At 61.3% G+C, this 14,225-nt stretch carries 8 protein-coding genes, 1 tRNA gene and 1 pseudogene; 5 read left to right on the top strand and 5 right to left on the bottom strand.

Annotated elements, in window-relative coordinates:
• Window positions 1-23 precede the first annotated feature (23 nt).
• Window positions 24-263: an excalibur calcium-binding domain-containing protein gene (locus CKV91_RS09810; RefSeq protein ID WP_231933849.1), complete on the top strand. Its 240-nt coding sequence runs from the start codon at window positions 24-26 to the stop codon at window positions 261-263.
• 1,157 nt (window positions 264-1,420) lie between these two features.
• Here the strand turns inward: CKV91_RS09810 and pdxT are convergent.
• Together pdxT and pdxS are read right to left on the bottom strand one after the other, a co-directional pair.
• Window positions 1,421-1,990 (bottom strand): pyridoxal 5'-phosphate synthase glutaminase subunit PdxT, encoded by a 570-nt coding sequence (gene pdxT, locus CKV91_RS05635; RefSeq protein ID WP_065860737.1) that lies wholly within the window; start codon window positions 1,988-1,990, stop codon window positions 1,421-1,423.
• The gene (gene pdxS, locus CKV91_RS05630; RefSeq protein WP_231933848.1) at window positions 1,984-2,823 is read right to left on the bottom strand and encodes a pyridoxal 5'-phosphate synthase lyase subunit PdxS; all 840 of its coding nucleotides are present in this window, start codon (window positions 2,821-2,823) and stop codon (window positions 1,984-1,986) included. The genes pdxT and pdxS overlap by 7 nt, the downstream gene beginning before the upstream one ends.
• 193 nt (window positions 2,824-3,016) lie before the next feature.
• On the opposite strand from pdxS, the gene pdxR reads away from it, so the two are divergent.
• On the top strand, window positions 3,017-4,459 hold the full coding sequence (pdxR, locus tag CKV91_RS05625) for a MocR-like pyridoxine biosynthesis transcription factor PdxR (RefSeq protein WP_065860736.1): 1,443 nt from the start codon (window positions 3,017-3,019) through the stop codon (window positions 4,457-4,459).
• A 12-nt stretch (window positions 4,460-4,471) separates the two neighbouring features.
• On the opposite strand, the gene otsB is transcribed toward pdxR, so the two are convergent.
• Window positions 4,472-5,401, bottom strand: coding sequence for a trehalose-phosphatase (otsB, locus tag CKV91_RS05620; RefSeq protein WP_095140985.1), 930 nt, complete (start codon window positions 5,399-5,401; stop codon window positions 4,472-4,474).
• Window positions 5,402-5,465: 64 nt separating this feature from the next.
• On the opposite strand from otsB, the gene CKV91_RS05615 reads away from it, so the two are divergent.
• A complete protein-coding gene (locus tag CKV91_RS05615; protein ID WP_065860735.1) occupies window positions 5,466-6,875 on the top strand; it encodes an alpha,alpha-trehalose-phosphate synthase (UDP-forming) in 1,410 nt (469 codons plus the stop codon).
• A 225-nt stretch (window positions 6,876-7,100) separates the two neighbouring features.
• Here the strand turns inward: CKV91_RS05615 and CKV91_RS05610 are convergent, their stop codons facing one another.
• Window positions 7,101-10,253: a S8 family peptidase gene (locus tag CKV91_RS05610; RefSeq protein WP_065860734.1), complete on the bottom strand. Its 3,153-nt coding sequence runs from the start codon at window positions 10,251-10,253 to the stop codon at window positions 7,101-7,103.
• Between the two features lie 414 nt (window positions 10,254-10,667).
• Between CKV91_RS05610 and CKV91_RS05605 the strand changes: the two genes are divergently transcribed.
• Together CKV91_RS05605 and CKV91_RS09570 are read left to right on the top strand one after the other, a co-directional pair.
• A complete protein-coding gene (locus CKV91_RS05605; protein ID WP_021105439.1) occupies window positions 10,668-12,236 on the top strand; it encodes an LssY C-terminal domain-containing protein in 1,569 nt (522 codons plus the stop codon).
• 499 nt (window positions 12,237-12,735) lie between these two features.
• Window positions 12,736-13,469 (top strand): annotated as a pseudogene (locus CKV91_RS09570) (hypothetical protein).
• 623 nt (window positions 13,470-14,092) lie between these two features.
• Here the strand turns inward: CKV91_RS09570 and CKV91_RS05590 are convergent.
• A tRNA-Asn gene (locus CKV91_RS05590) sits at window positions 14,093-14,165 on the bottom strand.
• Window positions 14,166-14,225: the final 60 nt, after the last annotated feature.

Raw genomic sequence — 14,225 nt, 5'->3', positions numbered from 1 at the left:
CGATCGTCAAGGCTCCGACAGGGATGACGAAGACCCCAGCCACCAAGCCCAAGACGTCCAAGCCCAAGACACCCCGGAACAGGACGACTCCAAAGACACGCCACACCACCAAACCCAGGCCAGCCAGTGGCGGCGCGTACTACGCAAGGTGCAAGGACGCCTGGGCTGCAGGAGCAGCCCCACTCCACCGCGGTGAGCCCGGGTACCGAACCGGGCTGGACCGCGACGGGGATGGAATCGCCTGCGAAAAACCACCACGCTGAGGGATGAGTGGGTTCCGTCACGGTGCCACGCCTGGGCCATGAGCCGCGCCTCACCAACGAAAAACACCACTGTAGTGCCGCCAGAAGAACGGCCATCTGTGCAGAATCGCTGTCCCAGCCACACGTGTGCTCCACCAGATGGCGCCGGTTCGGGGAAACTGCACCAGGCGGTCGTCAAGACCCCCATGACCGGGAAGTCCCGATGCCGATCCACGAGGACCCTTCGGAGGTGACCCATCCGCTACAGTTGATCCACCCAGGTGGAGGATGAGGCGGAGATGGAGCGGCAGCTTCGTGTTCATCGCCGCCTCAAGGACGAAGGCCTGCTCTGAGCTCCGCTGACCTGCCTCCCAAGGATTTTACTTGGTGAGGGGATCCCAACTTGGTCCGTGACGAACGCGAAGGGCGAGGTGAGCAAGACCACTACCGTGATGTTTTCTGCAGCCGCACTGCATGCGCAAGGCTACCAGGCTCGTGTTGCCGATGCGTCCTTGCATAGCTCGGCAGCGTCGTGTGCAGCCAAAGCGGCCGCTTCGGAATCATCGGGCCTGCCAGTGGCGATGGTTTTTGGGGTTGGGACCACGCCCCAACCACGCTCACAATCCTGCGTGACTAACCCTGACCCCGGTCTTGTCCAGACGGGGCGTCCTGCCACGGCTGTGTGCACTGCCCAGGCTCACCACCATCTGCATCACCCACACCACTCCTTTGGATCCGCCGTTTCTGACGTGCCCCATCGACAACCGCAGTGAGCCCTCCTATGCCAGCACCAACAAGAGCAGCGGGAATGACACCAACTCCATGGCGAGCGAGAGCGGGGATGATCACCACCATGAGGATGATCGACACAACCCGACCTATCTTTGACATGAAACTCCTTCTTGACCGTGAAGTGGAGCGACGCCCCTATGGAGCTGTCTGCAAGATCACGAACACAGAGCGTGTCATCTGTATTAGCCCCGTGCGATCAAACAAAACCTGATCACATCATATCAACACCTCATCGCGGTTCATCGGATGCCCGCGGTACTCATCCAGTCGGGGTTCGAACCCCGACTGGGAATGCGTCATGGGGTGCACAATGTGTCAGGGCCATGGACGTTCATCGGAGAGTCATCTCCCTCGTTGAGCGCTGCACCGACTGATACTTCATCGTTCTACAACTGCGTCACCCAGGTGCGGTGAATCGTGAGATCCTCGTTCTGCTCAGGGTGAAACGCCAATGCCGTGATCCGACCCTGCTGGACGCCGACCACACTGCCATCACCCACGGTCGCGATGGCCTGGACGCCAGGCCCGAGTTCCACCACTCGAGGCGCGCGAATGAAGGTGGCCGGCACCGATCCGTATCCCTTGACGTCGAGGGTGGTCTCGAAGGAGTCCACCTGGCTTCCGAACGCATTGCGTCCCACGACGACGTCGAGTACTCCGAGGGTCTGCTGGCCGACAGCGGCGTCTCGAACCTCACGTGCGCAGTAGATGAGTCCGGCACAGGTCGCCAAGGTGGGCAGACCACCGGCGATCGCGTCACGCAACGGCTGGTCGAGGTGAAAAGTGCGCGCCAGCTTGTCGAACACCGTCGACTCCCCGCCTGGCAGGACGATTCCGTCCAGTCCGTCAAGATCGGCTGGTCGCCGCACCTTCCTCACCTGCACATCGAGTTGCCGAAGCTTGGCGGCGTGCTCGTCCACTCCTCCCTGCAGGGCAAGGATGCCGACCCTCACCATCCGCGTTCGGCAAGTCGGTGGGGCGCGGGCACGTCGGCGACGTTGATGCCAACCATGGCCTCTCCCAGGCAGCGGGACACGTCGGCGATGGCCTGGGGATCGTCGAACATCGTCGTGGCCTTGACGATCGCCGCAGCACGTTTGGCAGGATTTCCGGACTTGAAGATGCCCGATCCTACGAAGACGCCCTCGGCTCCCATCTGCATGACGAGCGCGGCGTCCGCCGGGGTGGCGACTCCACCGGCGACGAACATGACGACTGGAAGCTTGCCGGTGTGGGCCACCTCGGCGACGAGATCGTAGGGGGCCTGGAGCTCCTTGGCTGCGACGTAGAGTTCGTCGTCGTCCATGCTGGTGAGTTTGTTGATCTGGCCGCGGATGGTGCGCAGGTGCTTGACGGCCTCGGAGACGTCCCCGGTGCCCGCTTCCCCCTTGGACCGAATCATGGCTGCACCCTCGGTGATGCGCCGCAGAGCCTCGCCCAGGTTGGTCGCGCCGCACACGAAGGGGACGTCGAAGTCCCACTTGTTGATGTGATTGGCGTAGTCAGCCGGGCTGAGCACCTCGGACTCGTCGATGTAGTCCACCTTGAGTGCCTGCAGCACCTGTGCCTCGACGAAGTGGCCGATGCGGGCCTTGGCCATCACCGGGATGGACACGGCGTCCTTGATGGCCTCGATGAGCTCGGGGTCGCTCATCCGTGCCACGCCGCCCTGGGCGCGAATGTCTGCTGGCACGCGCTCCAGGGCCATGACGGCCGACGCCCCGGAATCCTCGGCGATCCTCGCCTGGTCGGGGGTGACGACGTCCATGATGACGCCTCCCTTGAGCATGTCGGCGAGTCCTCGCTTGACTCGGGTCGTGCCGGTGTGTGAGGTCCGAACCTCTGTGTTCTCAGTCATGGGCTCCATCCAAGCCGGGCAAGTGGTCCATCACAAGATCCATATCACACGAGTTGCAATGGACCACTTTTGGGGAGTTCACTGAGTGAGGTCCAGTTCTCGCCCCATTTCCCAGGAGGTGCCCGTGCGATCGGATCTCGTCGTCGATCTGCCCGTGACGCTGGATCGCACCGATGACACTGCACTCCCCCAGCAGCTGGCCCAGCAGATCCGCGCTCTCATCGGACGTGGGGTGCTCAATCCCGGCGATCAACTTCCCAGCGGACGCGCTCTGGCCGGCGAACTGTCGGTGGCCCGTGGCACGGTCGTCACCGCCTACGAGGAGCTGTGCGCCGAGGGATATCTGGTCGCCCGTCACGGTTCTGGGACGATGGTCAATCCGAACCTTGCCCACCTGCACCCGCAGGGAACCACCACCCCACTACGCACCCCGGTGCGTCACAGTCGTCTCGTCGAACTGACCCCGGGCGTCCCCGACACCTCCGACCTGGCCGATCCGTCCTGGCGCGCGGCATGGCGGCAGGCCGCAGCCCATCCAGGAATCACCAACACCGATCCGCTGGGGCTGCCAGAATTGCGCTGGCAGATTTGCGAACACCTGCGTCAGATGCGCAGTCTGGTGTGTGACCCGGGCCAGGTCGTCGTCACGTCTGGAGCCCGGGAAGGTCTTGCCCTGCTACTGCATGTTGCACGGGGTTCCCGGCAGACCATCGGTGTCGAATCGCCGGGATACCCGAGCCTGCGCAAGGTGCCGCCCGCGCTGGGGCACCACACCGTCAACCTGGCCACCGACGAGCACGGTCTGCTCACCGATGAGTTGCCGGAGCAGGAGCTGGACGCCGTCCTGGTGACCCCAGGGCACCAGTACCCCGATGGCGGGAGCCTGTCGACACCGCGTCGAGTCGAGTTGGCCGCTTGGGCAGCACGTACCCACAGCTGGATCATCGAGGACGACTTCGACTCCGAGCTGCGTCACGTCGGCCAACCGCTTCCAGCCCTGGCAACCCTGCAGCCCTCCCACACCGTCCTGTTGGGAACGTTCTCCTCGGTGATGACGTCGGCCCTGGCCTGCGGGTACCTCATCGTCCCGCCCCGTCTCGTCCCGGTGATTCGAGATCATCGGCGGGCCACCAGTCAGCCGGTCGGAGCCCTGGTGCAACATGCCCTGGCCAGTTATCTGGAGACCGGGGCACTGCGGCGGCGAACCCAACGGCTACGCCAGGTGTATCGCCGTCGCCGTCAACTCGTCATCGACACCTTGGCAGACGTCGACGGCACCGAACTCCTGCCGATCAATGGCGGGTTGCACGCGGTACTCGTCATCGATCCCACCAGCCATGCCTCCTTCTGTGGGGCAGCGGACCCGCATGCAACCAGTTCAGAACTGGAAGCCTCCCTGGTCCGTTCCTGCGCTGCCCATGGGATCGGGGTACGTGCCCTGTCCCGGTACTGGGGTGGCGAAGGCGCCAAGCATGGCATCGTCCTGGGGTTCGGAAGGCTGAGCGACGAGGTCCTCACCGCTGCCCTGGAGCAGGTGGCGAGGATCATTCGGGCAGAGGAACGATGAGATGCGTCCTCATCACTCCGAAGTCGTAGCCACACGTCGGGCGATCTCGTCAAGGAATGCGGCAACTCCTTCCGGGCCATCACAGAGGATGTCTGCGTGGGAGGCGAGTTGTGGTTGCTCGACGGAGTACGACACCACACGAGCTCCCGATCCGCCGTGCCGGATCCATTCGTCGACGGCGCCGAAGGCCGGCACGTCTCCCAGGTCGTCGCCGCACATGACGATGATCCTGGCATGCGTCTGCTCCTGCAGTTCGCGCAAGGCATCATCCTTGCCGATGCTCTCGGCCTTGAGCTCGATGACCTCGCGACCTTCCTCGGCGTGCAGATCGTGCTGGTCGGCCACCTCGTGACACAGTGGGGCGAAGATACGCCATGCCGCCCTGCTGTCGCGTGCCCGCCGGGTGTGAACCGCAACGGCACGCCCCTTGTCCTCGACATGTGTACCAGCGAGCCGGGAGTCGGCCACGCACATCTGATCGATGCGCTCTGTGAGTTCGGACACCGCTCGACGCACCTGTGGCGGGTCGTCTGGGACGATCAGTTTCCCACTGGCGACGTCGTAGCGTTCCACCCCGTACTGGCCCAGGACGACGAGATGATGCAGCTGGGGATCGGTGTCGAGTCCAGCCATCTCGCGCACGGCCTGCACCGGACGTCCGGTGATGATCGCGCAGCCGCCCAGCGCTGCCCCAATGTGGCCGATGGCGTCTCGGCTCGCCGGGAGAATACGACTCTGGGTGGGATCGGAGACGATGGGCGCCAGCGTCCCGTCAAAGTCCATGGCAAGCAGGGTGGTCTGCGGTTCGGCAGCGATCGCATCCACGACGTCCTGGCCGGCACTGGTCGTGGCGACCCACGAGCGCGGTCCGAGCCGCACCCCGTCCGGCAAGGTGATGACGTCCGCAGACTCAGCTGAGCGCAAATGTTGTGCATCATCCATGCCTTCATCGTCACACACGGAGCAACGCACCGTTGGTATCCTTCACACAAAGGAGGAGATTCTCATGACCTCTACATCAGATGACCTGGCGACATTCATCGTCGTCGCCAACAGACTCCCAGTGGACCGTGTTGTCAATGAGGACGGAAGCATCGACTGGACGACGTCACCTGGTGGCCTCGTCACGGCACTTGAACCCGTCATGCAGCGCAAGGGTGGTGCGTGGATCGGTTGGCACGGTGCCCCGGACGAAACCGTCGAGCCCTTCCACCACGAGGGGTACGACATCGTCCCAATACCGTTGAGCGCCCAGGAAGTCACCGAGTACTACGAGGGCTTCTCCAACGCGAGCCTGTGGCCGCTCTACCACGACTGTGTCGTCGATCCCGAGTTCCACCGTGAGTGGTGGGACTCCTATCGCACGGTCAACACCCGATTCGCCGAGGAGGTCGCCAAGCGGGCGGCGAAGAATGCCACGGTGTGGGTGCAGGACTACCAGCTGCAGCTGGTCCCCCGGATGCTGCGTGAGGCCCGCCCGGACCTCAAGATCGGTTTCTTCCTGCACATCCCCTTCCCCCCGATCGAGTTGTACCAGCACATCCCGTGGCGTGGTGAGCTCGTCGACGGCCTGCTTGGCGCCGACCTCATCGGTTTCCAGACGCCGGGAGCGGCCCACAATTTCGCCCGGTTGGCCCATCACCGCAACGGTGTCACTAGCCCAGACGACTCAGACGACATCGCCACCCTGTCCGATGGTCGCGTCGTGAAGATCAAGGACTTCCCCATCTCCATCGACGCCCGGGGATTCCACGAGCTGGCGTCGTCTCCCCAGGTGCACCAAGAGGCCGAGGAGATGCGCAAGGAGCTCGGCAACCCATCGACAATCATCTTTGGTGTGGATCGACTGGACTACACCAAGGGGCTTCGGCAGCGCATTCGAGCCATCGGCGAGCTCTTCGACGAGGGCAAACTCGACCAGGACGACTGCGTCTTCCTGCAGCTGGCCACCCCGTCCAGGGAGCGAGTCGAGGAGTACAAGATTCTGCGCAACGACATCGACCTGCTGGTGGGACGCATCAATTCGGCCTCCGACACCCTGGCCCGTCCCCGCATCGCCTACCGCCACACCTCGGTGCCGCGCAGCACCCTGGCGGCCATGTACCAGATCGCCGACATCATGATCGTCACCCCGTTGCGCGACGGCATGAACCTCGTCGCCAAGGAGTACTTGGCCTGCCGCGATGACGACAACTCCGCCCTCATCCTCTCCGAGTTCGCCGGAGCAGCTCTGGAGCTTGACGAGGCATACATGGTCAACCCGTATGACATCGACGGCATGAAGGCAACGATCATGAAGGCCATCAATGACTCCCCGCAGGCCCGCGCACAGAAGATGCGTGCCATGCGAGAGCAGGTCTTCGCCCACACGATTGACGACTGGGCGGATTCCTTCCTCACCGAGCTGGGTGAGTGATCGTCCTGCCCGTCTGAGCGCACACCCGTGTGGGGAGAAGCTGGCCCAATCAGCCTCTGAAATCCAAATCCTCCTCTGACAACTGAACACAGCTGTGGGCCCGTCGTTGACGGGCCCCACAGCTGCATTATGGCTTTCAGCACCGCATCAGACGTCCAGACCATGCCAGCTCGGGAATCATGAGTTGGTTGGCCATGAATCGCTCTGACGAATTGCAGATGTGCATCACGGATTCCTCAGATCTGCCCGGAGTGGGAGCTTCGGAACGATGAGCGCCTCACTGGCCGCAGCATTGTCGGGGGCTATGAGCAACAGTCCCAGCCCATTGCGTGGTGCAGCCTTGAATGCTGCCGGGACGAACGGCACTGTGAGCTCGGCGTCCTGCTGCCCTGCCCCGATGGTCAAGGTCTGCCCATCGGCGAAGACCTTGTGGTTCGGGTCATAGGTGGCCTTGAGAGTGCGGTCGTGATGTTCGTCGTCGACACCGGAGGTGGTCTCCACCCGGTAGGTGAACCTGCCGTTGATCCCGACCGTGGAGGCATCGACCGGCAGTATGACAGTGCTGGAATCGGTGGGCGCAATGGCGAGGTGACCAGCAGGCGTGATCTCCTCGGTGGCGAGGTCGGCAATGAACACCTCGGCCACACCGTTGGCGTACCCCTCGTTGACCAGCCCGGAATCCGTCGCGAAGACAGCCTTGTCCGGCTTGCCGTTGTTGTCGGTGTCGAGGATGACGGCGTACTCGTTCAACGCGGCATTGGAGTGGTTGGAGTAGGTGTTGATGGCGAATTGCAGCGTCGTGTCCGAACCATTCTGGACCGAGGCCACCCCGATGGCTCGTACGTCCCATCCGCGATCGGACGCAGTCTCCTTGTGGCCTCTCGCGTCCACAGTTCCCAGGGTGAATGTCTGGACCGTGGCTGGGACGGCTGGTGCCTGCTTGGTCAGTTTGATGGTGTTGCTGGCCTTGTTGAGTACGGGTTTGCCGACCATCGTGACACCAGCGTCGGCACGAGGCACGAGCAGGTACGGCACATGTGTTTTCTCACTGCCGCTGGTGGCGGTGACGATTCCTTCGATCGCATGGAAGCTGGACTGGTCGTCCTTGTCACTGGAGGTGCCGATCTTGTCGACGCTGGTGGACAGATACACCTGCGCGCTCTTGCTCGCACCAGGGCCGATGGTGAGGGTGGACGGGCTCACGGTGACCTCGGCCGCATCGGAGTTGGCTGACGCCTGGGTGGTGAGCCGGTAGGTCTTGGCGCTCGTGGAGTGGTTGGTGAGCTTCACCGTTCGAGCGCTGGAGTACGCATCCGTGATCTCGACGAACCCATAGCTCAACGAGGGGTCTGCGACCGAACCGAGTTTGGTGGTGGTCACGTCTCCATGAGCGGACGTGGTGGCCTTCACCAAGGCCACCGGGTCGACGAGTCCCGCTCCGGTGAGATGCGTGTCGGTGCCCTTGATGCCGTCATGGTCTGCCGTGGTGACGATGGCCTGGCCGATCTGCTGATGGGTCCAGTCCGGATGCGCCTGGACACCCAGGGCAGCCACCCCGGCGACATGTGGGGTGGCCATCGACGTGCCAGACATGGTCGTGCCATCGCTACCCGAGCCCACTGCCACGGATGTGATGGACACGCCGGGAGCGCCCACCGATGGGTGCGCAGCGGATGTTCCCGTGACGGGGCCCGAAGAAGTGAAGTCAGCCGGGTGACGGTACTCGGAATTCGCAGCGGAATTGCCCTGCAGGGTGATGGTGGTTCCGTCGGCTCCGTGCAAGGTGTCCCCGTCGGATTTCGCACCGAGTGGTCCACGAATCCCCAGGAAGGGGATGGTGACCTCGTACTCCTCGCCGGTGTCCGGGTTCCCGGTGATCGGGCCCTCGAAGGACGGCAGGGTGTCATCGGTGTTGATCATGGCTGCAGCGGCGGCACCAGCCTTCTGGGCATGGACGGCACGGGCTATTCGAGCACATCTGCCACGGGTGCTCACCGCGAGTTGGTTGGCTCCGGATGTGATGCCGTTGGATCGGTAGGCCTGTTCGGAGCAGCCGAGCGACTCGTCCTCCTCGGTCGCGGGATCGTCCTTGAGGATGACGACGTCATAGGTGCTGGCGAGCTTGGCATCGTTGGCATTGATGGCTTGGATACGGTGACCGTCAGCGGTGGTGAGGACCGCTCCCGGGAAGGTCTCAGCATGATCGACGGCTGCCACCGAGATGACGCCGTGACCGGTGGAGGGAGAACCGACCAGGTACGGATTGTGTCCTTCGTTGCCGGCAGCCACCACCATGATGACGCCGCTGGCGACGGCATTGCGGGCAGCCACGGCATCTGGGGCGTCAGCCGTGCCATAGGTGCCTCCCAACGAGAGGTTGGCGACGTCCATCTGATTGGCGACCGCCCAGTCGATGGCCTCGGTCGTCACGTCGGTGGTACCTGCGCATCCGAAGACGCGCACCGCGTAGAGATCGGCATGTGGGGCAACACCGGGGCCAACCTTGAACTTCTTGTCTGCCGTGGTGCCGTCGTAGGGTCCGTGGTACGTGTCGCCACTGGTGGTGACGCCGAGGCCTGCGATGGTGCCTGCCACGTGTGAACCATGCCCGGCAGCGGCGCAGTCCAATGGGTTGGGATCTGGATGAGGCTTGCTCTTGGGATCAGATGCGTCGTACTTGTCGCCAACGAGGTCGACGCCACCCTTGACCTTGGCGGCCTTGGTACCGAAGAGAGCAGGGTCGGCAATCCGGTCGGATTTCCTGGACGCTGCTGTGAATGCGTCGGGAGTGCCCGGACCACCGAAATCGGCATGGGTGTAGTCGATCCCGGTGTCCAGCACGGCAACCTTGACGTTCTTGCCGGTGTATCCGACGTCCTGCCACACCTTGTCAGCTCCCAGGAAGGGTACCGAGGTGTCATTCGTCGGTCGGGCCTTGTAGCGAGGTGCACCGTGGATCGCGACAACTTCGGGGAGGGCTTCGATCTTCTTGAGCTCGCTACCGCGCACTCGTGCGTGCACCCCGTTGTAGGCAGATGCCATCTGACTGACGACGTGTCCGCCGGATGAATTGATCTGTGAGATCACGGACTTCTGGGATCCCTTGATCCTTTCTCTCAGTTGGCTGCGTTGTTTGGACGACATCGTGGTGCCTGATCTCGCCTCGATGACCGCCACTGGATCTTTCCTGAGTTCCACGATGACATTTGTCTCGGCCTCGGAATTCATGACGTGCGGTGTGAAGTCAGTACCAATGACGCCACCCTTCGAGGCGGGGCGTGGGGTGATGCGATCTGTCTGGGTGCTAGCGGCTGAAGCCATCTGAGGGGTGCCGAGGAGTAGAACTCCAACCAGCATCAGCGCGGTGAGCCGTTTCATGTGACTCCCTTCGATCCTGTGTCAACTGATTGTGTTGATCGAGGATCATATGGGCACAGGTGTGGATCACAGCGCTTTCTCGTCCTTTCCCATCACTTCTTGACCAAATCGTGATGATGAAACCCGAATCTGCTCAAACTCTGGATGACTTATTTCCTTGGGGAAGCTTTCATGAGACATTTGAGGATTGTGGGCGGAATGGAGTCATGAGAGGCATCTCGGGGCCTCGTCGTGGCTGGATCCGATGGCTCGGCAGAAGCTTTGGATGGGAGCGTGGCTGTCTGGCAGAGCAGCTGACTTGCCAGACCTGTCGAAAAATTCGGGCAGTTGAGTTACCGGAAGGTGACCACCACTCCACCTAACTGACCAGTTGAGGAAACCTTGTCGTCATCCCCAGGTGGCACACTTGTCAATGTGACCGAAGAGTGCTGCATCGAGTTCACATCCAGCTCGCGACATCACTGCCCGACCTACGTCAGTGACACCGCCGGTCGAGCACGCTCTCGGATCAGCCGCTGGAGCGTCTTCAAACGCATCGACCTGGGATTCTCCATTGCCGCAACTGCGGCGGTGCTCTGGTTGACCTGGGTGGTTCTGCGATCGAGTTTCGACACCCATCCGGCACACATTGCGAATCTGTTGATTTTCTGGCTGGTTCTCACCTATCTCGCGCTGCCGCGGATCCACCAGGTACTCACCTCGTTCTACGTCCCGGACTACTTCATCGGACGCACCCGCAATGGTGACGGGCTGCTCGGTGATCCGGTCAACCTGGCGCTTCTGGGTTCGCAGCAACAGATCTGTGAGGTGATGACCCAAGCTGGTTGGTGCACTGCTGATCCGATCACTCCTCGCACGGCCTGGCACACCATTGCCGCAACGCTGGGACGTCACTCCTACCCCACTTCGCCGGTGTCGAACCTGTACCTCTTCGGCCGCGAACAGGATCTGGTCTTTCAGAAGGAGTCGGACGGCAATCCAGCCAACCGGCACCATGTGCGGTTCTGGCATGTGCCAGAAGGCTGGTGCCTGCCCGGTGGACACCACGTTGAATGGGTCGCCGCGGGGACCTTTGACCGCTCGGTCGGGTTGTCTGCATTCACCTGGCAGATCACGCACAAAATTGATGAGAACGTCGACACTGAACGCGACTACATCGTCGAGGACGTGCAGTGGGCATGCCCCGAGGCGCGGCACCGGGTCATCGAAGGTTTCTCGACCTCATACCGTTCGCGCAACGGTGGTGGCGACAACATCGTCACTGACGGTCATCTGCCAGTCATCGACCTGCGTGAGGTGCCCAGCCACACCACTCGGATGACGTCTGACACGCCAGCGACCGGCAGACCCCGTCCGGCCAGCTTGGTCTTCGGAGTGATACTTCCCTTGGTGTGGACGCTGTGCGCTGGGACGTCATGGATGTGGCATCACGTCGTGACCGGCGACACCTCCGGAGCGCAGTTGTCCTGGCTGCCATGGTTGGGCAGTGCGTCATTGCCCATTGCGTGGGTTCTGGGCACCGTGATGATGGGTGTCCTCATCTGCTCCGCAGTGGCGACGTGGCGCGGACATCCGCGCGGGCGAGTGATCTTCGAGGCAGCTCTCCTGGCACACATCATCATCACCGGCATGCAGATCGAGGCCAGCACCAGTCACACGATGACGTCGATGCTCACCATGATGTGCTCGGTACTGGCCCTGGTTGCCGTCACCTCCCAACGATCCAGGCAGTGGAGCGCGCAGACGAAAGCAGCAGCGCTGAAACTGCAGGAATCCGAATCATGTAAGAGCGAGACGGCCGGGATCAAGTCATCCGATGACGGTTACCTCGCTGCCGAGCAGGTTGATGTTGGAACACGCAGAGTTCTTGCGCCGGTCCTGACGCAATCTACCAATGGGACACGGAGACAAACCGTCGCACACAAGACCGGGGCACCAGCGCTACGACAATTCAGGGACGGTCAACGACACATCGTGTCCTGAGTTGGTGTGACCTCCCCAGACCAGGATCGTGGAGTCGCTGAGCCTGTCACGACGTTGTTGAGGAAACCAGTCACCGACTGGTTGGAGGGCATTGGAGCCACTGTGTGGGAATCTGCCTGCACCACGAACCTCATCGGCCCCAATAGGTAAGTTGCCGCGCTGATGACTCACTGAGCCACAATGATTCGTGTTTACTATGATTCTTTTTATGCAAAAACGTGACGAAATTTGCACCGACACGCTCATCGATGGGATACGCCATGAAATTCGTGAACATGGATGTCAGAAATCGCTGAAATCCTCTGATTGAAAGAAGCCATCGATGGTGGCGTTGACTATGCAGGTCATATCAGTTGCGGACAGCGGGAGGTACAGGCCAGTACCTTGCCATGAAAGATAAGCATATATGATATCACGGCCAAGTTGACGTGGACATCATTGGTGTACTCGACCCACCCAACCGACCCAACTCACAGGACGTGAAATTAAACTGTCGACCATGGTAGAAGAACAACCCTCATGCATCATCGGCAACGTAGCCATCAGCACAACGCTCCACCTCGCACCCAATGACATCGGAGCATTCACCGACACCGATGAGCTACGCATCCTCATGGAATCAGCCCGATCCCATGGCTACTTCAGCCCACCCCCACTAGAAAACCGGGAATACCTCATAGAAGAACCCATCGGAGTAGCCGTATCCGACACAAGCCAACCCGAATACCTCACCTTACGTCTCGACTGCCACCCGGAACACCACATCATCGGACGACCCGGCATGAAAATCATGCTCGTCCTCGCCGACGCCCTCCGACTCATAGGGTTATCCACCCCCAAAGCATCGACGTCGAATGCGTCTATTTCAACCCCCACGACTGGGACCTCCTCAATCCAGACCCCGATGACCACATGCATATGATCGGGACCCTAAGCAACGAGATCTGCCGGTGGATGTCTCCCCACCTCACCCACACCTGGCACGCCACCACCACACATCTCGCCCTCGACCCTCACCTCATGCGCACCACCATCGGCCGCTGGTTCCCACCAGACCCTGAATATCCTTGGCCAGGACACACACCCCGCGTCAACAAAGAAACCCTCAACTGGCACATGCCTGACGACATCACAGCCCTGGGCTGGCTGTTTGATCTCATCACCCTTCTTCAGGGCCAACCACCACAACACATCCACGCCACCCCAGGTGAACAAAAAATCCGACCCTGGTGAATCCATCACAAACACCGAAATCGCCATTGGGGGCCAGGAGTTCGCTGCTCATAATCACCCTCTGATGGGTTCATTCACCTCCTCGGATAGGCCACGAGTCAAACATTTGTTCATATACAGGTATGCTCAGAGTGAAGCTCTTTCCGGTCCCCTGGTTCTGCGCGTCATGGCAGTAGGGGATCCAACTCAGTGACGCGCCGATTGCCGAACGGCGATGGCGACCAGGGTTGTCGCAAAGAGAAATATCTCCCCATCCACTACGTCAAGATGAACCACCCGAAGTAGTGAGATACGGGCGGGGCTTGATAGACATCCAACGATGAATGCTAGGTAGTAACACTCCAGATGCATACTTGGAGTTTCAGCACGATCAGTGTCTGCCATGGCGCAACACAACGGAACAAGCGCTCATGGACGCCCGCCAAGATAATGGGCTCACCCCGATGACGGCGTCTCCTCGATGCGTGTCACCATCACCAGTGGGCTAAATGCAAGGATGACAGGCCCCATGGAGCCGCCCGATCTATCCGGGTTGACACCTTTTCCAAAGCCAAATCCGCCACAAATGTTCTACAACTTTTTCGGTGACCGGTGTTTGCCCTAGTCAAACGGACATTAACAAGCTCCCCCGACTGGACTCGAACCAGTAACCCTCTGATTAACAGTCAGATGCTCTGCCAATTGAGCTACAGGGGATCAGCACTGCAAGCGCGAAACATCACTATAGACCCCTCCCCGGGTTCAATGCAAAACGAG

This window comes from Cutibacterium granulosum, from assembly GCF_900186975.1.
Classification (GTDB): domain Bacteria; phylum Actinomycetota; class Actinomycetes; order Propionibacteriales; family Propionibacteriaceae; genus Cutibacterium; species Cutibacterium granulosum.
The sequence above is the reverse complement of the archived record's forward strand: the minus strand, read 5'-3'. Positions and strand labels throughout refer to the sequence as shown.

Bases quoted from the DNA above. Each gene is read 5' to 3' on its own strand.
- CKV91_RS09810 (WP_231933849.1), top strand. From the start codon at position 24: ATGACGAAGACCCCAGCCACCAAGCCCAAGACGTCCAAGCCCAAGACA.
- pdxT (WP_065860737.1), bottom strand. From the start codon at position 1,990: ATGGTGAGGGTCGGCATCCTTGCCCTGCAGGGAGGAGTGGACGAGCAC.
- pdxS (WP_231933848.1), bottom strand. From the start codon at position 2,823: ATGCTCAAGGGAGGCGTCATCATGGACGTCGTCACCCCCGACCAGGCG.
- otsB (WP_095140985.1), bottom strand. From the start codon at position 5,401: ATGGATGATGCACAACATTTGCGCTCAGCTGAGTCTGCGGACGTCATC.
- CKV91_RS05615 (WP_065860735.1), top strand. From the start codon at position 5,466: ATGACCTCTACATCAGATGACCTGGCGACATTCATCGTCGTCGCCAAC.
- CKV91_RS05610 (WP_065860734.1), bottom strand. From the start codon at position 10,253: ATGAAACGGCTCACCGCGCTGATGCTGGTTGGAGTTCTACTCCTCGGC.